The organism is Polynucleobacter sp. MG-28-Ekke-A2 (assembly GCF_035012985.1).
Classification (GTDB): Bacteria; Pseudomonadota; Gammaproteobacteria; order Burkholderiales; family Burkholderiaceae; genus Polynucleobacter.
In genome coordinates, this window is the sequence record NZ_JAYGQU010000002.1 from 225,238 (window position 1) to 241,451 (window position 16,214).

The following is a 16,214-nucleotide window of genomic DNA, read 5'->3' on the forward strand; positions in this document are numbered from 1 at the left end:
GAAGAATATTTTTCTTTGTTCTGAAGTTATTTTTTAGTTTGACTGCTAAAGACAATATTCGAGAGATTGGCATCACGCGCTGCTTCCAGTGCGCTCATCACAGCTTGGTGAGGCGCTTTGGCATCTGCATCAATATTGACCTGCAGAGAGCTAGCACCCTCCTTTTGACTACTTTGTCCATTTAGCTGAGTTAAGGCATTGCTGAGCTCTGACCGATCGATAACTTTGCCATTAACAGCGAAGCGGCCATCGCGACTGACTGCAATATGAATTTGCTTAACCTCTGCTTGGCTCTCATTGCCATTGGCAGTAGGTAAGGTAATGGCTAGTTCTTGATACCGTGTGAAGGTTGTAGAGATCATTAAAAAGATTAGCACCACCAACAGCACATCAATAAAAGGAATCAGATTGATTTCTGGTTCTACAGGCGTAGCACTGCCCCCAAGAGAAAATCTTCTCTTAGCTCGTGGGTGCGTTTCTAGCCAACTCATTTTGTAATGTCAACAGCGTCGTTTGGATACAGCTTTTTGAAAAGTTGACGAGTAAATTCTTCGCATTCACGTTGACGTTGATTTGCCATTGCGCGCAAACCACGCCAAGCAGCAAGAGCTGGAATAGCAATCAATAGTCCAAATGCAGTGTTGTACAAAGCGACTGATATACCGTGTGCCAATTGTTGTGGACTACCAGCGGCGCCATTAATCGCACCTTGACTGCCAAAGATTTCAATCATGCCCACTACAGTGCCAAATAAACCCAATAGCGGAGCGACTGTGGCGATCGTGGCAAGGGCACCTAAGTAGCGGTCCAGCTTAAGCCAAGTGCCTTTTGCGGTCACCTGCAGCTCCTCCAGCGCAGTATCGGTACTACTGCCGGCTAGTTTCTCTTTTAGTGCGCATGCCAATAAAGGACTTACAGGAGAAAGGTTGGCCAATTCTGCAATCTGCTGCTCGGAAACGGTTGATTTGTTTCCAACCAACTGATTTGCAAGAGAAAAGACGCTTTCCAGACAGTTTTTGGGGAATATATGCGTTTGACGCAGATACCAGCCTCGCTCTATGGCGATTGCAAGGCCCAATATGGAAATGATGAGGAGGGGCCAAATAGGCCAGCCAGCGGATAGTAAGATGGAGTACATAAGCTCAGTACTTTAGCTGAATTAAAAAGCCTGTTTCGGGAACCTAGCCTGTGGATAACTCTGTGCAAAACTTTTTTGAATTCGCTCTGTAAGTCCTTGATACATGGTTGGTTCGGTTTTATGTTGCATTAAATTGAATTTATTGGATGAATTAATTCCTATATAAATCAATGGCTTGTATTTTTGATGTTGGATTTATGAGACGTTTTGGGTCAGTAATTACTTACTTATGAGCATTAAACCTAGAGTGAATCTGCATCTGTGGATATTTATTGGCGCCCAAGCTAGATGGCTGTGAGATTAAAGAGAAAAAATGTCGGAAATATCAAGGGAAATTCTGAGTGTTGGCGATCTAAACCGCGCCATTGCAGCCTCTTTAGAGGACCGTTTCGACACTGTATGGGTGAGCGGGGAGATTTCTAACTTCAAGGCTTATGACAGCGGGCACTGGTATTTCTCATTAAAAGACGCAGAAGGTCAGATTCGCTGCGTCATGTTCCGTGGTCGCAACGGCCAAGTGGGGTTCATGCCGCAATCTGGGGATTTGGTTGAGGTCAGCGCCAGTCTAGGCATGTATGTCCCTCGTGGGGATATTCAGCTCACCATTCAGACTTTACGTCGCGCTGGTATGGGCGGTCTTTATGAAGCCTTCTTAAAGCTCAAAGCCAAACTTGCTAAAGAAGGTTTGTTTGATGATGAGCGTAAACGCGAGATACCAACACATCCGAGATCCATCGGCATCATCACATCACCACAAGCAGCTGCACTTAAGGATGTCTTAAGCACTTTAGCGAGAAGAGCGCCACATATTCCGATTGTGATTTATCCAACTTTAGTTCAAGGTCCTGATGCACCCGCTGGAATTATTGCCGCACTCAAAGCTGCTAATAAAGAAAAAGCAGTCGATGTCATATTGCTAGTGCGCGGTGGTGGCAGCATTGAAGATCTATGGGCTTTTAATGATGAACAGCTTGCATATGCGATTGCAGATTCATCCATCCCAGTGGTCAGTGGTGTTGGACATGAAACCGACTTCACCATTGCCGACTTTGTTGCCGACCTCCGTGCACCAACTCCGACGGGCGCGGCAGAGCTTGCAGCACCACGCCGAGATCAAATGCTGCAGGAGCTCGATGCCATCATGCAAGCGCTTCTCCAGCGCATTAATCAACGAGTTGAGCGCGAGGCGCAAACCTTAGATCAATTGGCTCTGAGGCTTAGCCATGCTTTGCCCAACCCAGATCGCATGCGCGAACACATTCATGGCTGGCAGCAACGATTAAACCAAGCATGGTCAGTGCGTATAGAAAGCTGGAAGCGTAATCAAGTGCACTACCAGTCTCAGTTAGAGATGCTCAATCCGCAGCGAACGCTTGAGCGTGGTTATGCCGTTATTCTGAGCAAAGAAAAAGATCAACTACACGCGTTACGCAAGCCTAGTGAGCTAAATGTGGAAAACACATATCAAGTGCAATTAGCTGAGGGTCAAGTAGACGTACAATTTTCAGAAATAAATCCAGTGGAAAGCAATTGACAGTGTAGTGTTTTCGGGTGTGATATCAACCCCAATTACCATTATAAGCTATATAGAATAATGGTTATTATACAAATAAATTTTTGTATAATAACCAAATGAGTACCAAGCTATATGAATCACTTTCATTGTCCGCGCAAACGGCTTATGCCGAACTGCAGGATCAATTGCACGTTGAAAATATCAATCAATTTAAAGAATTGCCAGGATCCTTTCATAAGCAAGTTCAAAAAGGTAAGACTTATATTTATTACGGCTATCGTGATATTGATGGTGTAGGTCGTATGGCTTATGTGGGTCCTGAGGATCAACGCGTTACTCAGCTTATTAAAAAACATCAAGCTCTGAAAGTAAGTGATCGATCGACTAAGATCAAAAGGCTGGCGCTATCGGCGGAAGCGCTTGGTTGTGAGTCAACATTAACCAAGCATTTTCGCGTAGTGAATCGCTTACGTCATTATGGATTTTTCAGCGCTGGTGGAATATTGATTGGCACACATGCATTTCTTGCCATGGGAAATATGTTGGGGGTGAAATGGCTATCTTCCAATACAACAATGGATGTAGATTTTGCTCACGCAGGAAAAAATGTTTCAATCGCATTAGGGGCAAATGTCAAAATCTCAGTGCACGATGCCTTAAATTCGTTGGAGATGGGCTTGTTACCCATTACTGAATTTTCAGGAAAAACAGGTGCTCAATATCGCAATCCCAGGGATCCGGAACTACGGCTAGATTTTGTTACCCCCCAAACTCGAAGTGGTGGGCCAGTGGTGTTGCCTGAATTGGGTTTGACTCTGGAATGCCTTAAATTTATGGAGTTTTCACTGGTAGATACTACACAGACTGTGCTCTTATCTAAAGAGGGTGCTTGCATTGTGAATATCCCAGCCCCAGAGCGCTATGCAATACATAAGTTAATTGTTTATGGGGAGCGGCCTATGAATGAGCGCGTCAAAGCAAATAAAGACTTAGGTCAAGCCGCAGCAATTTTCAAAGTTCTATTTGATGAGGGTAATGGAGAGTTAATTAGGCGAGCATGGATAGATGCAATTTCACGTGGACCTGGTTGGCTTAAGCGTTTAAATCAAGGAAAGACTGCCTTGCTGAAGCAATACCCAGAATTATTGGATCTAGCTAATGTACGGTAGTAATAAGCACGATTTACAAAATATTGGGCTCAATCTGCAAGCTAACGCCAAATTTGTCGTGCACTTTTTCCTGAATGCATTTGGCTAAACCTAAAATATCTTGAGCGGTACCACCGCCATGGTTAACCAGTACAAGCGCTTGATGTTCATAAACACCAACCGAGCCCATGCGTTGACCCTTAAAGCCGCATTGATCGATAAGCCAACCAGCTGCGAGCTTACGTTTACCAGCTGCATATGGATAAGACACTAGATTCGTATGCGCTCTCAGCAAAGTTTCATACTGCTCAACAGGAATTACAGGGTTCTGAAAGAAACTTCCAGCATTACCAATTACTTTGGGATCTGGCAGCTTATGTGTGCGCACCTTACATACTGCTAAGAAGATATCTTCAGGACTCGGGTTGGCGTTCTCAGAAAATTGCTTTGTAAGATCTGCATAGTGGATGCGAGCTTGCCAAGCTTTAGGCAGCTTAAAAACGACCTTTGTCACGATAAAGCGGTGGGGATTTTGCTTGAAGTAGCTATCGCGGTAAGCAAAGTGGCATGCCTCATTTTGGAGGGTGACAAAGGCATGGTTTTTTGCATCAAATGCTTCTATGCTATCAATGTAATCTGCAATTTCAACACCATAGGCGCCGATATTTTGGATGGGAGCTGCCCCAACTGTGCCGGGAATGAGTGCTAAGTTTTCTAGGCCGGGCAAATCTTTCTCGAGTGTCCAAGCAACGAGTTCATGCCAGTTAACACCAGCACCAACTGCTAAATAGCTTGCCTTTTCATCGGAGGAAATGATTTCTTGCCCAGCGATATTCATGAGGAGGGTGGCTCCCGGTAAGGTGCTTGGGAGAATGACATTGCTACCTCCGCCTAAAACCCGCCATGGCAGTTTTTTTTCTGCAACTTCTGCAATAACTTCAGGAATTTGCTCGGGCGCGGTAATTTCGTAGGCCAGTTCCGCGCTAGCGTCAAAGCCAAAGGTGTTGCGGTGCTTCAAACCCAAATTTGGGATCAATTTTGCGGGTTGGGGCGCATTTTGAGCACGGTTCATGCCACAATCTTATTCGTAAAAGAATCCAGAGCCTATTTTTTGGTAGCACAGGAAGCAAGAAATCTGCGATGGACGCCAAAATAGCCAGAAAATGTAAAGATTACGAGAGTAATTACGAGAAAACATAGGGAGTAAAAATGCCAACATTTGACGTAGTTTGTGAGCCAGACATGGTTGAGCTCAAAAATGCCATCGAGCAATCCAATAAAGAAATTACCAATCGTTTTGACTTCAAGGGCTCTGATAGCCGTGTTGAACAAAAAGATGAGGCATTAATCTTATTTGGTGATGATGACTTTAAATTGGGTCAAGTGCGTGATGTCTTGATTAACAAAATGGCCAAGCGCAATGTGGATGTGCGTTATCTTAAGGATGAGAAAACAGAAACCATTGGCAGTGATAAGCGTAAGCAAACGATGAAGATTCAAAAAGGAATCACTTCAGACTTGGCAAAAAAAGTTGTGCGCATCATTAAAGATAGCAAGCTCAAAGTGCAAGCCAGTATTCAGGGTGATGCGGTGCGTGTCACCGGCGCCAAGCGTGATGACTTACAAGAAACAATGGCCTTACTTAAAAAAGAAGTAACAGAGGCGCCATTGGGCTTTAATAATTTCCGTGACTAAGAAGAAGCTTGGTGCAATGAAGACGCTTAAACCCATTCCTGTATTTCCATCAGAACTTGATGAAAGACGGTTTTGGGAAATGAATGACGCTTCTAATTATTTTGATTTAAATAAAGCATTTAGAGTGGCAACACCAAATCTAAGACCCCACTCTGCGACTATGAAGTCTCAAGTTGGGGTATTTAGAAAATTGATATAGGACTTTATTTGGTCAAGGAACCCAGAAATTAGCTAAATCAGGTATCCATAATCTTTCGTTGATTTGGGTTAAATCCCATCTATTCAATGAGCGCGTAAGGATTGCAATTGCATCCAATATGGTATATATTTTATATATATAAATTAACGAGGTGCCATGATGAGAGCTTCAAACGAAAACCTGTTGGTCAAATTCCGCTCTAAAGACACCCAATTTGGCGTGACTCGAACAACTGTTAAGGCAATTGCTAAAGAGCTCGATGTCAATGAAACGCAGGTTATCCATATGGCCTTGTCAAAATTTGCTACTGATGTTTTACCTTCTTATGCCCCTGATGATGGTCCGTTGACCGCAAAACAAGTCTTGGTATTACGCAAGGATGCAGCCAAGCGCTTACCAAAAGGAAAACTGCTTGCACGCGATGCATTGTTTGCATGAGTCAGGTTGGATGTTGCCAGCACCTGGCGATATCGTTTGGTGTTTGTTTCCAGAAGTTCCTAATAGTGAGCCAGGACCCAAACCCAGACCAGCCATTGTCCTGAGTGTCGAGCGGAGGGATGATGGCAATCAGGTCAGCGTGGCGTATGGAACATCCCAAAATCTGACAAGACTTAAAGCTGGCGAGGTGGCGATAACCCAGATTAAGAATCCAGCGGCTTATGCACTGGCTGGATTGGCTTACGACACAAAGTTTGATTTCAAGGTGATTGTTGATCTGCCGTGGTCTGAGCGCTATTTCAAAGTACCCGCTAGAAGCCCGCATGGCAATACACCCAAGCTAGGAACCTTGCACGCAACTATTCTTCGCGTTGTAGAAGCGGCTTATCGTGCCGCATCAAACCGATAAGATGAAAAAAAATACACCTCCAATCTCCGTGATGAGCCAGGAGGCCATTGAGCGATTCTGTGATGCTTGCTGGCTAGAGGATGGGCTAGCTCAAAATAGTTTGTCTGCATACCGTAGGGACTTATTGTTATTGGCTCAGTGGTTATATAAGGACTCTGGTGCGGATCTATACGGTGTTACTGAGAAAGATCTTACGGCCTACATAGCGCACCGACGTGCCGACAAAGCAACTACGGCTAATCGACGCTTAACGGTATTCAAGCGCTTCTATCGTCATGCACTTCGTATTAATTTAGTGAAGAGCGATCCTTGTATTGGTTTGCGCGCTGCTAAACAAGCGCTACGCTTTCCTAAGACACTCAGTGAAGATCAAGTCACTGCATTACTCAATGCACCCGATATTGAAACCCCTTTAGGTTTGCGTGATCGCACTATGTTGGAATTAATGTATGCCAGTGGTTTACGCGTATCCGAAATTGTTTCTTTAAAAACGGTTGCCCTAGGTCTGAATGAGGGTGTAGTAAGGGTAGTTAATGGCAAGGGTGGCAAAGAACGCTTAGTGCCATTTGGTGGTGAAGCAGGGCAGTGGTTAAGGCGTTACTTAGCGGAAGCGCGCACCCCTTTGTTGGAAGGTAAAACAACGGATGCCGTGTTTGTGGGGCGTCACACTGGTACCGGTTTAACTCGTCAAGCGTTTTGGGCGCTGATTAAACGCTATGCCACATTGGCCAATATTCCGGTAGCTCTATCACCCCATACCCTACGTCACGCCTTTGCCACCCATTTGCTCAATCATGGGGCAGATTTAAGGGTGGTGCAGCTCCTTTTAGGCCATGCCGATATCTCTACTACCCAGATCTATACCCATGTGGCCAGAGAAAGACTGAAATCCATACATTCGCAGCATCATCCTAGGGGGTGATGTTTAAAATGATATCATTTTATGATATCATATGAAAAATAAATAGCAAACATCAAAAAACCTTAAAGGCTATATTTGCTAAACCCACTTCAGCAACAATAGAGTGGAGAAAAATTGAATTATTGTTAGTAGCGGTTGGCAGTAAGTGCGTTGAGGGCGAAGGTTCAAGGGTAAGTTTTTTGATGAACAACCATCGCTTGGATTTGCATAGGCCACATCCCGGCAAAGAAGCAAAACGGTATCAGGTAAAAGATGTTCAAAGTTTTTTGGTTTTAATAGGAGTGAAGTTATGAACAAGCCATTGCGTTATAAAAATTATTCTGCCCGCATTGAGTTTGATGTTGATGACCGTATTTTTGTGGGTCACTTAACGGGCATCACTGATATTGTGTCTTTTCATGGCGAGTCTGCTTCAGAGTTAATTAAAGCCTTCGAAGCGGCTGTTGATGGATATATCGCGATGTCTGAAGCTCATGGCGTAAAACCACAAAAACCATACTCTGGAAAATTGATGTTGCGCATTTCTCCTGAAATCCATGCAAAAGTGGCTAGAGTTGCTCAGGCGTCTGGAAAAAGTATTAATGCTTGGGTTTCTGATGTACTGCAGGCTGCCTGAGTATGGGTCTGCTGACTCCTCTGCTCCAACGGAGCTTGGTAGCCCAAGAATCACTATCAAGATAAGTGTTTAAGATATCACCATGAATTTCACCTTAGATCTCTTGCTCATTCCACTTGCCTATCTTATTGGCTCCATTTCATTCGCGGTAGTGGTGAGTAAGTGTATGCGCTTACCCGATCCTCACTCCTATGGCTCCGGCAATCCTGGCGCCACCAATGTGCTACGTACTGGTAATAAGTTGGCTGCCGTTTTAACGCTGATTGGTGATGCTTTAAAGGGTTACTTTGCCGTCATGCTGGCGCGAGTATTGTTCGGAGATGAATCTCTGACCTCGACCATGAACTCATGGTTATTGTGTGGTGTTGTGCTCGCAGTATTTTTAGGCCATCTCTTTCCTATATTCCATGGCTTTAAAGGTGGCAAAGGTGTTGCTACTGCTTGCGGTATTTTGTTTGGCATCAATTGGATTTTGGGGTTAGCTACGCTGAGCACTTGGATTATTGTGGCGATGTTTATGCGCTACTCTTCTTTAGCGGCACTGGCTGCTGCAATCTTTGGCCCCATCTATTTTGTTTTCTTATTCGGCTTTCAGCCGATGGGCTTGGCTCTCTTGGCCGTATGTGCATTACTTATCTGGCGCCATCGAAGCAACATTCAGAATTTACTCAATGGCAAAGAGAGTCGTATTGGCTCTAAAAAGACTCCAACATAATTCATCCAACATAACCAAAAAATAACTAACGGTACTTCTTATGACTATTGCTTACGCTTGCATTCTGTTGATGGGTCTTTTACCTTATGTCGCAGCAGGTATTGCTAAAAAAGGTTTTCAGGGTTATGACAATGCGATGCCACGGCAATGGCTGGCAAAGCAAACGGGGTTTAGAGCCAGGGCTAATGCTGCTCAAGCCAATCTATTTGAGTCGCTCCCTTTGTTCTTTGCCGCCGTGATCATTGCATCCGTAGCTCATGCTCCACAGGACAGAATTGACTTACTGGCAATGGGTTTTGTAATTGCCCGTATCGCCTATCTCATTTGCTATATCGCTAATTGGCCAACCACGAGATCCATCGTTTGGCTGTTTGGCATGATTTGTGTAGTGGGCTTGTTTTTTCAAATGTAAAGGTGTTTAGGCATTTGCTTGATTTTTAGATGTAATATATCATTGCTATATTACAAAATATCCCCATAGATGTGGAGGGTCAAATGACAAGTATTGCCAAATTATTTATGAGCGGGCGCAGTCAAGCGATTCGTCTGCCCGCGAAGTTACGCTTTCAATCCAAGCAAGTCCGCATAGAACAAGTGGGTAATGCGCTTTGGGTTACGCCTGATGTTGAGAAAGAGCACAATCTGGGTCAATGGCTCAGTACTTTTTATCAACAGACTGATCCTCTTCCAGAGAACTTTTTACAGGATCGGGATGATCCACCAGCACAAGAGCGTGATTGGACTTAGATTGGTAAAAAAACAAAAAACCTTAGATACCAATATTTGTAGCTATATATTGCGCAGACATCCGCCAAAGATGTTGGAGCGCTTTGCTGGGCTGGAGCATGATGAAGTATGGTTATCTGCCATTGTTGCTGCAGAGCTGAGGTTTGGAGCGGCAAAATTAGCATCGCCACGTTTTAGTGCGGCGATTGAAGCATGGATAGATGGTTTTGAAATTCGTCCATGGCCGGTGGAGGCTACGCACCATTACGCTCAAATTCGTTCTGGGCTAGAGAGAATGGGTCAACCCATTGGTGGCATGGATTTAATGATTGCAGCCCATGCCTTATCTGAATCCAGCGGTTTGATCACTAATAATGCACGAGAGTTTCATCGTATTCCTAATCTTCAAGTGGAAGAATGGTCAATTTAGACCCTGTTCGATAGCCGCTATTTTTCCCCTAGAAAGTTTTTATGCCAACCCCTAAGAAAACTATTCAGAAAATGCCTGCAAAAAAAATAGTGAGCAAACTTCCTATTAAAAAATCTACCGTTAAATCAAGGGATGCTACAAAAGAAGAGGGTGGTTTACCTTTATCGGTAGTCATTCGTCGTCGTATCGAAGCCCAAAAGGCTCGCTTTCATGCGAATGACAATATCTCAGCATTTATTAAGCCAGGTGAATTAGAAGGTTTGGTAGATGAGGTAGCGGAGAAAATGCAGGCTGTTTTAGAAAGCCTCGTCATCGATACTGAAAATGATCATAACACTCAAAACACGAGTCGTCGTGTAGCAAAGATGTATGTGCAGGAGGTGTTTAATGGGCGTTATGTTGATCAGCCCACTTTAACCAAGTTCCCCAATGTGAGCCGCTTAAATGAGCTCATGATTATTGGCCCCATTACCGTTCGTAGTGCTTGCTCTCATCATCTATGCCCAATCATGGGCCGTATTTGGATCGGTGTTCTACCTAGTAAGGAGTCTGCTCTGATTGGCCTTTCTAAGTACTCACGCTTGACCGAATGGGTCATGTGTCGCCCACAAATTCAGGAAGAAGCTGTTGTAGAGCTGGCAGATATGCTTGAGAAGAAGATTAAGCCAATTGGTGTGGCAGTAGTGATGGATGCAGATCACTTTTGTATGCAATGGCGTGGTGTTAAGGATCGTGATTCGAAAATGATCAACAGCGTGATGCGTGGAGCCTTTTTGAAAGACTCTAATTTACGTAGAGAGTTCTTGGCTTTGATTGATCGTAAGTAGGGCAATGAAAAAGCTTCTTATTCTGACTGTTTTGTTGATGGCGGGCTGCACTGCAGGCCCGATGCTGCAGAGTTACCAATCTGTTGTGGATGAAAAAGTGGAATCTCCATTCTTCTACGTTCCACCCTTAAATCAAAAAGATTACACAGACCGCACTTGGATTTTGCTTGCAGAATCTAAAACCAAGAACTGGTTTTACGATCCCTATACTCTGACCGAAGACGAGGATGGTCTTCTTACTTACGATGCATTTATTGCGCCAAGAGAAAAAAGTAATTTAGCAACCTATAACGCCACTATGGTTGGCCCATACCGCCAAAAAATAGATTGCTTTAGTAACAATCAGTGGTCAGAAACTTTTTATACCCAGAATATTGTCTCTAAAGGTCCTCTGGTCGGTGACATCAAGCCAGTGAATGGCTCTGGCTGGGTAAAGATTGCCCCAAGAACTGCAATGGCTTATGTGCGCTCCCGTCTTTGCGGTAGAAAGTTCATTGACGACCAAAATATCAATTACTTCCTTTATCAAGAGGGCGCACTACCAGCGCCAACACCCCAAAAACCGACTGCTGAGATCTTTGATGAAAAAGAAAATAAGCAACTTGTCATTACTAAGCAAGAGGCAGACCTGGAGTTAGTGAATACTGAGTCCCCAATCTTTTATGAAGTCATTAATAACGAAGTAACGATTGTTGATACCAAAAAAGAGGTTCGCCAGTTACGACTGAGTTCTTATACATTGGGTAAGGATCTAATCAAGCAGGCGGATTACAGTTTTACTGCTAATTGCCAGGAAAATTCTTTCACCTTAACTACTCAAGGTCAGGGCACAAAATCTAGCGGTGCGATTGGTGCAAAAGATTCAATCGCAGCAGTTGCGTTCAATAGAGCGTGTGGTGATCATGGGACATACATGAAGATAGTTAATAAGGGTAGAAATTGATTACAAAGATCATGCAGCTCAACTTACGAATTTCGCTGCTCGTATTTGTATTGAGTGTTGCTGCTTGCTCAACATTCCCTTCTGAAAACCAAAATCCCGCTAAAAATAACAAAGCAACTTACAACAAAGACCTCAAGGAATGCCAAGAGGATTACCCCGAAGTGGGTTCGGGAGTTCACATCCGTCAGTGGATTAATTGCATGAAGCTTAAGGGCTGGAATTAATCGACGTTTTTAGTAGGAGATTTTATGAGAACAATTCTCATCTATATTTCTATATAAATCATTGACTTACGCCATGAGTGGCAGCAGCAAATCTTCTCCACTATGATCTCCCTTAGTTTTCAAAGGTGCGCATGCTTTTGAGATGCGCGTGCAAGTTAATCACTGATTTATTTTTGGAGAATCCATGAAAAATAGTCGTCGCCAATTTATGATTTTGTCTGCTGCTGGTGCCTGTACTTTGGCATTGAACGGTAAAGTTCAAGCCCAAGCTATGGTTGCAGAAACTGATCCACAAGCTGCTGCATTAGGTTACAAGGCAGATGTCTCTAAAGTAGATAAAGCAAAGTACGCTAAATATGCCGCTGGTCAACATTGCAGCAGCTGTGCATTGTTCCAAGGTAAAGCTGACGCAGCTGCAGGTCCTTGCTCATTGTTTGCTGGTAAGCAAGTTGCTGCTAAAGGCTGGTGCTCTGCTTACGCTAAGAAAGCGTAATCAGAAACAAGCAGTTTTAATCAATTGTATTGATGCTCTGGTGTAATTAAGGGCAACGGAAGGCCACCCTAGGGTGGCTTTTTATATTCCTGCAGTCAATTGCTGATTAAAAAAATGGGGGGGTGTATCCTTTTGGTAAAAACCATCCTAGGAGATTTCCTCTGAAAGACCGCATCAAAAACAATTTGCAACGCTACACTTTTTATTTGGGTGGCGACCAGCCTCCCGTAGCCATGGTGGAGCGAGTGCGCTCTGGTTTTGGGGCCTTTATTGGGCTGATGTTGGTGCTTACTACCGCCAAGTATCTTGGAGAGCTTGGGGGTATTGATGAATGGCTAATGGCTTCATTGGGGGCTAGTGCTTTATTGGTCTTTGTCTTGCCAGGCAGCCCAATGGCTCAGCCTTGGGCCGTCATTGCCGGCAATACCTTGTCGGCCTTGGTTGGCATTTGCATTGCCCATCTAGTGGGGGAGCCTCTGATAGCTATGCCTTTAGCGGCCAGCCTTTCTATTTTGGGAATGTTTTTTCTGAGGTGTTTGCATCCTCCAGCCGCCGCAGTGTCTTTAATTGTGGTGCTGGGCCATGTTTTGCACTTCCGCTATGCTTTTTTCCCAGTAATGGTCGATTCGATTCTGTTGGTGCTGGCTGGAGCGGCTTATAGCAATCTCACTGGTAAGCGCTATCCTAATAGGCCCAGCTAAGGTCGCAGTGACTAGGATTCTCAAGAGCGGGGGCAATAAAAAAGGGGCAAGAGCCCCTTTTTTATTGCAGGAAGATCTATTGGATGCGCCCAGCTGCTATAGAGGCCTTGCAGTCCTTAATTCCATAGTTATGGTATTTACCCGCATTTTCTTTGCGAATAGATTGACCGCACTCTGTTAGTGAGTTGCGAAGGTTAATCTTCGGAATATTGCCTGTTGTCATTTTGACTCCTTAGTTATAGTTTTTAATGCTGGCGCGTAATAGCGTCTTCTATTGTGCGCCTGAATAATTTTAATAAATAATTGGCACTTTGTAGGTAGCTAAAGCCTATAAAATGAATCTTATTCAAATAAAAAGGCTTTCGATAGACAAATGGCTTTAGTTATCCCAGTCATCCTTTGCGGTGGGTCAGGCACCAGACTTTGGCCTTTATCGCGCTCGGGGTTCCCTAAGCAGTTTTTAGTTTTATCGGGCGATGGCTCTTCTCAGAGCTTATTTCAGCAAGCAGTAGAGCGAATTAACTCCGTTGGCAATGACAGCAACGGCAAGGTCAGATTGGGCGATACCCTAGTAGTCACTAACGAAGATCATCGATTCTTAGTTTTGGATCAATTGCGCGAACTGCAGTTGATCAAAGCCAAATTAATACTAGAGCCCGTCGGAAGAAATACAGCACCTGCTTTAAGTATGGCGGCACTCTGTGCAGAGCAATTATCTAACGGTGAAGATCCCATCTTGATTATTACGCCTGCAGATCAAACCATTCAAAATCAAAAGGCTTTTACTAAAGCCTTGCAAGATTGCATTCAATCGGTGGAAGCAATACCAAACTCAATTGCTATTTTGGGCATTACTCCAACCGCGCCAGAAACTGGCTATGGCTATATTCAGCGTGCAGAGAGCAAAGATTTAAATAATGCTTACGGGGTTAAGCGTTTCGTGGAGAAGCCTGATAGCAAGACTGCGCAGGCCTATTTAGCCGAAGGCTCCTATCTTTGGAATAGCGGTATGTTTGTTTTGAAGGCGAGCACTTGGTTGGCTGCTTTAACAGAATTTAGGCCTGATATCAGCGAGGCATCACAAAAGGCATGGCAGACAAAATCAGAAGATGCTTCTGGTGGTGTAGGCTTTATTCGTCCCGGCAAGGAGGAATTTAAAGCGATTCCAAGTGAGTCTATTGACTATGCTGTGATTGAGAAATGCCCTCAGTCGAACTTTCCTATCAAAATGGTTGAGCTCGATGCCGGCTGGAATGATCTAGGCGCATGGGATGCAGTCTGGCAAGTGGGTCAGCAAGATCAAGATGGTAATGTGACTAGTGGCGATACATTACTTACTAATTCGAAAAACTCATTAGTGCATGCCAGCAGTAGATTAGTCAGTGTTGTTGGTGTGGAAAATCTGGTGATTGTCGAGACAGCTGATGCAGTATTAATTGCTGACAGAAAAAATAGCCAAGACGTTAAAAGTATTGTGACTAAGTTAGAAGCCCAGGGTAGAGAAGAAAAGAATCTACACCGTAAAGTGGCAAGACCATGGGGCTGGTATGACAGTGTTGATGAAGGTGAGCGCTTTAAAGTAAAACGCATTCAGGTCAAGCCAGGAGCAAGCCTCTCCCTACAAATGCATCATCACCGTGCAGAGCATTGGATTGTGGTGAAGGGTACGGCAGAGATTACCAATGGTGATCAAGTCATTACCCTGACTGAAAATCAAAGTACCTACATCCCGCAGGGGCAAACGCACCGATTAGCCAATCCTGGCGAAACACCTTTAGAAATTATTGAGGTGCAGTCTGGTAGCTATCTGGGCGAAGATGACATCGTGCGCTTTGAAGATACCTATGGGCGTAATTAAAATACTATTAGAAACTACAAGTAAAATTGTGATTCTAAGATAAACGGCAAAAAAGCGAGAAGAGCATGGGTGCATCACAAAAAGTAGCCTTAATCACAGGTATTACAGGCCAAGACGGTTCTTATCTTGCAGAGTTTCTATTAGAAAAAGGCTACATCGTTCACGGCATTAAACGTCGTGCCTCTTCTTTTAATACCGAGCGCATTGATCATATCTATCAAGACCCACATATCAATCATCCGGATTTAATTCTGCATTACGGTGATTTAACCGACACCAGCAATCTGGTGCGCATCATTCAAGAGTGTCAGCCTGATGAGATTTATAACCTGGGCGCTCAATCTCACGTTGCCGTTTCTTTTGAGTCCCCCGAATACACTGCTGATGTGGATGCCATGGGTCCACTTAGAATGCTCGAGGCCATCCGCATTCTTGGCCTAGAAAAGAAAACCCGTTTTTACCAAGCGTCTACTTCCGAGCTCTATGGTCTAGTACAAGAAATCCCGCAAAAAGAAACAACGCCTTTCTATCCTAGAAGCCCATACGCAGTTGCCAAGATGTATGCCTACTGGATTACGGTGAATTATCGTGAGGCGTATGGCATATACGCCTGTAACGGCATCTTGTTTAACCATGAGTCTAAGCGCCGAGGTGAAACCTTCGTTACTCGTAAAGTGACTCGCGGTCTTGCCAATATTGCCCAAGGCCTTGAGAAATGCTTATACATGGGCAATATCGATGCCCTGCGTGACTGGGGTCATGCTAAAGACTATGTGCGCATGCAATGGCTAATGCTTCAACAAGATAAGCCAGAAGACTTTGTGATCGCTACTGGGGTGCAGTTCACAGTCCGTGAATTTATTACCCGAAGCGCTAAACAATTAGGTATCACTCTCAAGTTCGAGGGCAAAGCTGAGAATGAAAAGGCGATTGTGGCTAGCATTGAAGGCGATAAAGCCCCAGCCTTAAAAGTGGGTGATGTCATTGTTCAGATCGATCCACGTTACTACAGACCAACTGAAGTGGAGACGCTCTTGGGTGATCCTACTAAAGCTAAAGAAAAACTCGGTTGGGTTCCTGAGATTACCCTTGATCAAATGATTGTAGAAATGGTGGCAAATGATCTGGATCAAGCAAAGCAGCATGCCCTGCTGAGTAAGCATGGATTCTCGGTTGCTGTAGGAAAAGAGAATTAATCATTGATAAATAGTAGATA

Annotated in this window: 24 protein-coding genes; 20 read left to right on the plus strand and 4 right to left on the minus strand. The window is 44.2% G+C overall.

What is annotated here, in order from left to right:
- Positions 1–26: 26 nt before the first annotated feature.
- Together VC188_RS02900 and VC188_RS02905 are read right to left on the minus strand one after the other, a co-directional pair.
- The gene (locus tag VC188_RS02900) at positions 27–491 is read right to left on the minus strand and encodes a biopolymer transporter ExbD (RefSeq protein ID WP_323482955.1); all 465 of its coding nucleotides are present in this window, start codon (positions 489–491) and stop codon (positions 27–29) included.
- Positions 488–1,138 carry a MotA/TolQ/ExbB proton channel family protein gene (locus VC188_RS02905; RefSeq protein ID WP_323482956.1) on the minus strand — a complete coding sequence of 217 codons (651 nt, stop codon included), beginning with the start codon at positions 1,136–1,138 and terminating at the stop codon, positions 488–490. The genes VC188_RS02900 and VC188_RS02905 overlap by 4 nt, the downstream gene beginning before the upstream one ends.
- Before the next feature lie 313 nt (positions 1,139–1,451).
- Between VC188_RS02905 and xseA the strand changes: the two genes are divergently transcribed.
- Complete coding sequence (gene xseA, locus VC188_RS02910) at positions 1,452–2,672, plus strand: exodeoxyribonuclease VII large subunit (RefSeq protein ID WP_323482957.1); 1,221 nt, start codon at positions 1,452–1,454, stop codon at positions 2,670–2,672.
- 98 nt (positions 2,673–2,770) lie between these two features.
- Positions 2,771–3,823 (plus strand): GSU2403 family nucleotidyltransferase fold protein, encoded by a 1,053-nt coding sequence (locus tag VC188_RS02915; RefSeq protein WP_216154437.1) that lies wholly within the window; start codon positions 2,771–2,773, stop codon positions 3,821–3,823.
- 13 nt (positions 3,824–3,836) lie between these two features.
- Here VC188_RS02915 and murB read toward each other — a convergent pair whose 3' ends face one another.
- The gene (gene murB, locus VC188_RS02920) at positions 3,837–4,874 is read right to left on the minus strand and encodes a UDP-N-acetylmuramate dehydrogenase (protein WP_323482958.1); all 1,038 of its coding nucleotides are present in this window, start codon (positions 4,872–4,874) and stop codon (positions 3,837–3,839) included.
- A 137-nt stretch (positions 4,875–5,011) separates the two neighbouring features.
- On the opposite strand from murB, the gene VC188_RS02925 reads away from it, so the two are divergent.
- The 16 genes from VC188_RS02925 to VC188_RS03000 all read left to right on the plus strand — a co-directional run bounded on the left by VC188_RS02925 (position 5,012) and on the right by VC188_RS03000 (position 13,140).
- A complete protein-coding gene (locus tag VC188_RS02925; RefSeq protein WP_215321476.1) occupies positions 5,012–5,497 on the plus strand; it encodes a YajQ family cyclic di-GMP-binding protein in 486 nt (161 codons plus the stop codon).
- Between the two features lie 16 nt (positions 5,498–5,513).
- Entirely contained in the window at positions 5,514–5,696 is a 183-nt protein-coding gene (locus VC188_RS02930; RefSeq protein WP_215322251.1) for a CopG family antitoxin, read from the plus strand.
- A 156-nt stretch (positions 5,697–5,852) separates the two neighbouring features.
- Positions 5,853–6,134: a hypothetical protein gene (locus VC188_RS02935; RefSeq protein ID WP_323482959.1), complete on the plus strand. Its 282-nt coding sequence runs from the start codon at positions 5,853–5,855 to the stop codon at positions 6,132–6,134.
- Positions 6,118–6,543: a type II toxin-antitoxin system PemK/MazF family toxin gene (locus tag VC188_RS02940; protein WP_323482985.1), complete on the plus strand. Its 426-nt coding sequence runs from the start codon at positions 6,118–6,120 to the stop codon at positions 6,541–6,543. The genes VC188_RS02935 and VC188_RS02940 overlap by 17 nt, the downstream gene beginning before the upstream one ends.
- Before the next feature lies 1 nt (position 6,544).
- Positions 6,545–7,465 (plus strand): site-specific tyrosine recombinase XerD, encoded by a 921-nt coding sequence (gene xerD, locus VC188_RS02945; RefSeq protein WP_215321478.1) that lies wholly within the window; start codon positions 6,545–6,547, stop codon positions 7,463–7,465.
- Positions 7,466–7,578: 113 nt separating this feature from the next.
- Positions 7,579–7,758 carry a type II toxin-antitoxin system HicA family toxin gene (locus VC188_RS02950; protein ID WP_323482986.1) on the plus strand — a complete coding sequence of 60 codons (180 nt, stop codon included), beginning with the start codon at positions 7,579–7,581 and terminating at the stop codon, positions 7,756–7,758.
- Positions 7,755–8,081, plus strand: coding sequence for a type II toxin-antitoxin system HicB family antitoxin (locus VC188_RS02955; RefSeq protein ID WP_215321479.1), 327 nt, complete (start codon positions 7,755–7,757; stop codon positions 8,079–8,081). Before VC188_RS02950 ends, VC188_RS02955 begins: the two co-directional genes overlap by 4 nt.
- An 82-nt stretch (positions 8,082–8,163) precedes the next feature.
- Positions 8,164–8,796: a glycerol-3-phosphate 1-O-acyltransferase PlsY gene (gene plsY / locus VC188_RS02960; protein WP_323482960.1), complete on the plus strand. Its 633-nt coding sequence runs from the start codon at positions 8,164–8,166 to the stop codon at positions 8,794–8,796.
- A gap of 40 nt (positions 8,797–8,836) precedes the next feature.
- Positions 8,837–9,208, plus strand: a complete 372-nt coding sequence (locus VC188_RS02965) for an MAPEG family protein (protein WP_216154443.1) — start codon at positions 8,837–8,839, stop codon at positions 9,206–9,208.
- An 83-nt stretch (positions 9,209–9,291) separates the two neighbouring features.
- Positions 9,292–9,543 (plus strand): type II toxin-antitoxin system VapB family antitoxin, encoded by a 252-nt coding sequence (locus VC188_RS02970; RefSeq protein ID WP_323482961.1) that lies wholly within the window; start codon positions 9,292–9,294, stop codon positions 9,541–9,543.
- Complete coding sequence (locus tag VC188_RS02975; protein WP_323482962.1) at positions 9,509–9,952, plus strand: type II toxin-antitoxin system VapC family toxin; 444 nt, start codon at positions 9,509–9,511, stop codon at positions 9,950–9,952. Before VC188_RS02970 ends, VC188_RS02975 begins: the two co-directional genes overlap by 35 nt.
- Before the next feature lie 41 nt (positions 9,953–9,993).
- Positions 9,994–10,779: a GTP cyclohydrolase I gene (gene folE, locus VC188_RS02980; protein ID WP_251368504.1), complete on the plus strand. Its 786-nt coding sequence runs from the start codon at positions 9,994–9,996 to the stop codon at positions 10,777–10,779.
- A gap of 4 nt (positions 10,780–10,783) precedes the next feature.
- Positions 10,784–11,722, plus strand: coding sequence for a hypothetical protein (locus tag VC188_RS02985; RefSeq protein WP_323482963.1), 939 nt, complete (start codon positions 10,784–10,786; stop codon positions 11,720–11,722).
- Positions 11,723–11,733: 11 nt separating this feature from the next.
- Positions 11,734–11,946: a hypothetical protein gene (locus VC188_RS02990; protein ID WP_323482964.1), complete on the plus strand. Its 213-nt coding sequence runs from the start codon at positions 11,734–11,736 to the stop codon at positions 11,944–11,946.
- A gap of 184 nt (positions 11,947–12,130) precedes the next feature.
- Positions 12,131–12,439, plus strand: coding sequence for a high-potential iron-sulfur protein (locus VC188_RS02995; RefSeq protein WP_323482965.1), 309 nt, complete (start codon positions 12,131–12,133; stop codon positions 12,437–12,439).
- 185 nt (positions 12,440–12,624) lie between these two features.
- Entirely contained in the window at positions 12,625–13,140 is a 516-nt protein-coding gene (locus tag VC188_RS03000) for an HPP family protein (RefSeq protein ID WP_251368505.1), read from the plus strand.
- A gap of 76 nt (positions 13,141–13,216) precedes the next feature.
- Here the strand turns inward: VC188_RS03000 and VC188_RS03005 are convergent, their stop codons facing one another.
- Positions 13,217–13,363 carry a hypothetical protein gene (locus VC188_RS03005; RefSeq protein ID WP_215274427.1) on the minus strand — a complete coding sequence of 49 codons (147 nt, stop codon included), beginning with the start codon at positions 13,361–13,363 and terminating at the stop codon, positions 13,217–13,219.
- Positions 13,364–13,513: 150 nt separating this feature from the next.
- Here VC188_RS03005 and VC188_RS03010 point away from each other — a divergent pair, with 150 nt between their 5' ends.
- Together VC188_RS03010 and gmd are read left to right on the plus strand one after the other, a co-directional pair.
- Positions 13,514–14,998: a mannose-1-phosphate guanylyltransferase/mannose-6-phosphate isomerase gene (locus VC188_RS03010; protein ID WP_323482966.1), complete on the plus strand. Its 1,485-nt coding sequence runs from the start codon at positions 13,514–13,516 to the stop codon at positions 14,996–14,998.
- 65 nt (positions 14,999–15,063) lie between these two features.
- Positions 15,064–16,194, plus strand: a complete 1,131-nt coding sequence (gmd, locus tag VC188_RS03015; RefSeq protein ID WP_323482967.1) for a GDP-mannose 4,6-dehydratase — start codon at positions 15,064–15,066, stop codon at positions 16,192–16,194.
- Positions 16,195–16,214 lie beyond the last annotated feature (20 nt).

What these genes read in the sequence shown, in the direction of transcription:
- plsY (WP_323482960.1), top strand. Translation starts at nt 8,164, where the DNA reads ATGAATTTCACCTTAGATCTCTTGCTCATTCCACTTGCCTATCTTATT.
- VC188_RS02900 (WP_323482955.1), bottom strand. Translation starts at nt 491, where the DNA reads ATGAGTTGGCTAGAAACGCACCCACGAGCTAAGAGAAGATTTTCTCTT.
- xseA (WP_323482957.1), top strand. Translation starts at nt 1,452, where the DNA reads ATGTCGGAAATATCAAGGGAAATTCTGAGTGTTGGCGATCTAAACCGC.
- folE (WP_251368504.1), top strand. Translation starts at nt 9,994, where the DNA reads ATGCCAACCCCTAAGAAAACTATTCAGAAAATGCCTGCAAAAAAAATA.
- VC188_RS02970 (WP_323482961.1), top strand. Translation starts at nt 9,292, where the DNA reads ATGACAAGTATTGCCAAATTATTTATGAGCGGGCGCAGTCAAGCGATT.
- VC188_RS02930 (WP_215322251.1), top strand. Translation starts at nt 5,514, where the DNA reads ATGAAGACGCTTAAACCCATTCCTGTATTTCCATCAGAACTTGATGAA.
- xerD (WP_215321478.1), top strand. Translation starts at nt 6,545, where the DNA reads ATGAAAAAAAATACACCTCCAATCTCCGTGATGAGCCAGGAGGCCATT.
- VC188_RS03010 (WP_323482966.1), top strand. Translation starts at nt 13,514, where the DNA reads ATGGCTTTAGTTATCCCAGTCATCCTTTGCGGTGGGTCAGGCACCAGA.
- VC188_RS02940 (WP_323482985.1), top strand. Translation starts at nt 6,118, where the DNA reads ATGCATTGTTTGCATGAGTCAGGTTGGATGTTGCCAGCACCTGGCGAT.
- VC188_RS02965 (WP_216154443.1), top strand. Translation starts at nt 8,837, where the DNA reads ATGACTATTGCTTACGCTTGCATTCTGTTGATGGGTCTTTTACCTTAT.
- VC188_RS02915 (WP_216154437.1), top strand. Translation starts at nt 2,771, where the DNA reads ATGAGTACCAAGCTATATGAATCACTTTCATTGTCCGCGCAAACGGCT.
- VC188_RS02905 (WP_323482956.1), bottom strand. Translation starts at nt 1,138, where the DNA reads ATGTACTCCATCTTACTATCCGCTGGCTGGCCTATTTGGCCCCTCCTC.
- VC188_RS03005 (WP_215274427.1), bottom strand. Translation starts at nt 13,363, where the DNA reads ATGACAACAGGCAATATTCCGAAGATTAACCTTCGCAACTCACTAACA.
- VC188_RS02990 (WP_323482964.1), top strand. Translation starts at nt 11,734, where the DNA reads ATGCAGCTCAACTTACGAATTTCGCTGCTCGTATTTGTATTGAGTGTT.
- VC188_RS02925 (WP_215321476.1), top strand. Translation starts at nt 5,012, where the DNA reads ATGCCAACATTTGACGTAGTTTGTGAGCCAGACATGGTTGAGCTCAAA.
- VC188_RS02975 (WP_323482962.1), top strand. Translation starts at nt 9,509, where the DNA reads ATGATCCACCAGCACAAGAGCGTGATTGGACTTAGATTGGTAAAAAAA.
- VC188_RS02985 (WP_323482963.1), top strand. Translation starts at nt 10,784, where the DNA reads ATGAAAAAGCTTCTTATTCTGACTGTTTTGTTGATGGCGGGCTGCACT.
- VC188_RS02935 (WP_323482959.1), top strand. Translation starts at nt 5,853, where the DNA reads ATGATGAGAGCTTCAAACGAAAACCTGTTGGTCAAATTCCGCTCTAAA.
- VC188_RS02995 (WP_323482965.1), top strand. Translation starts at nt 12,131, where the DNA reads ATGAAAAATAGTCGTCGCCAATTTATGATTTTGTCTGCTGCTGGTGCC.
- murB (WP_323482958.1), bottom strand. Translation starts at nt 4,874, where the DNA reads ATGAACCGTGCTCAAAATGCGCCCCAACCCGCAAAATTGATCCCAAAT.
- gmd (WP_323482967.1), top strand. Translation starts at nt 15,064, where the DNA reads ATGGGTGCATCACAAAAAGTAGCCTTAATCACAGGTATTACAGGCCAA.
- VC188_RS02955 (WP_215321479.1), top strand. Translation starts at nt 7,755, where the DNA reads ATGAACAAGCCATTGCGTTATAAAAATTATTCTGCCCGCATTGAGTTT.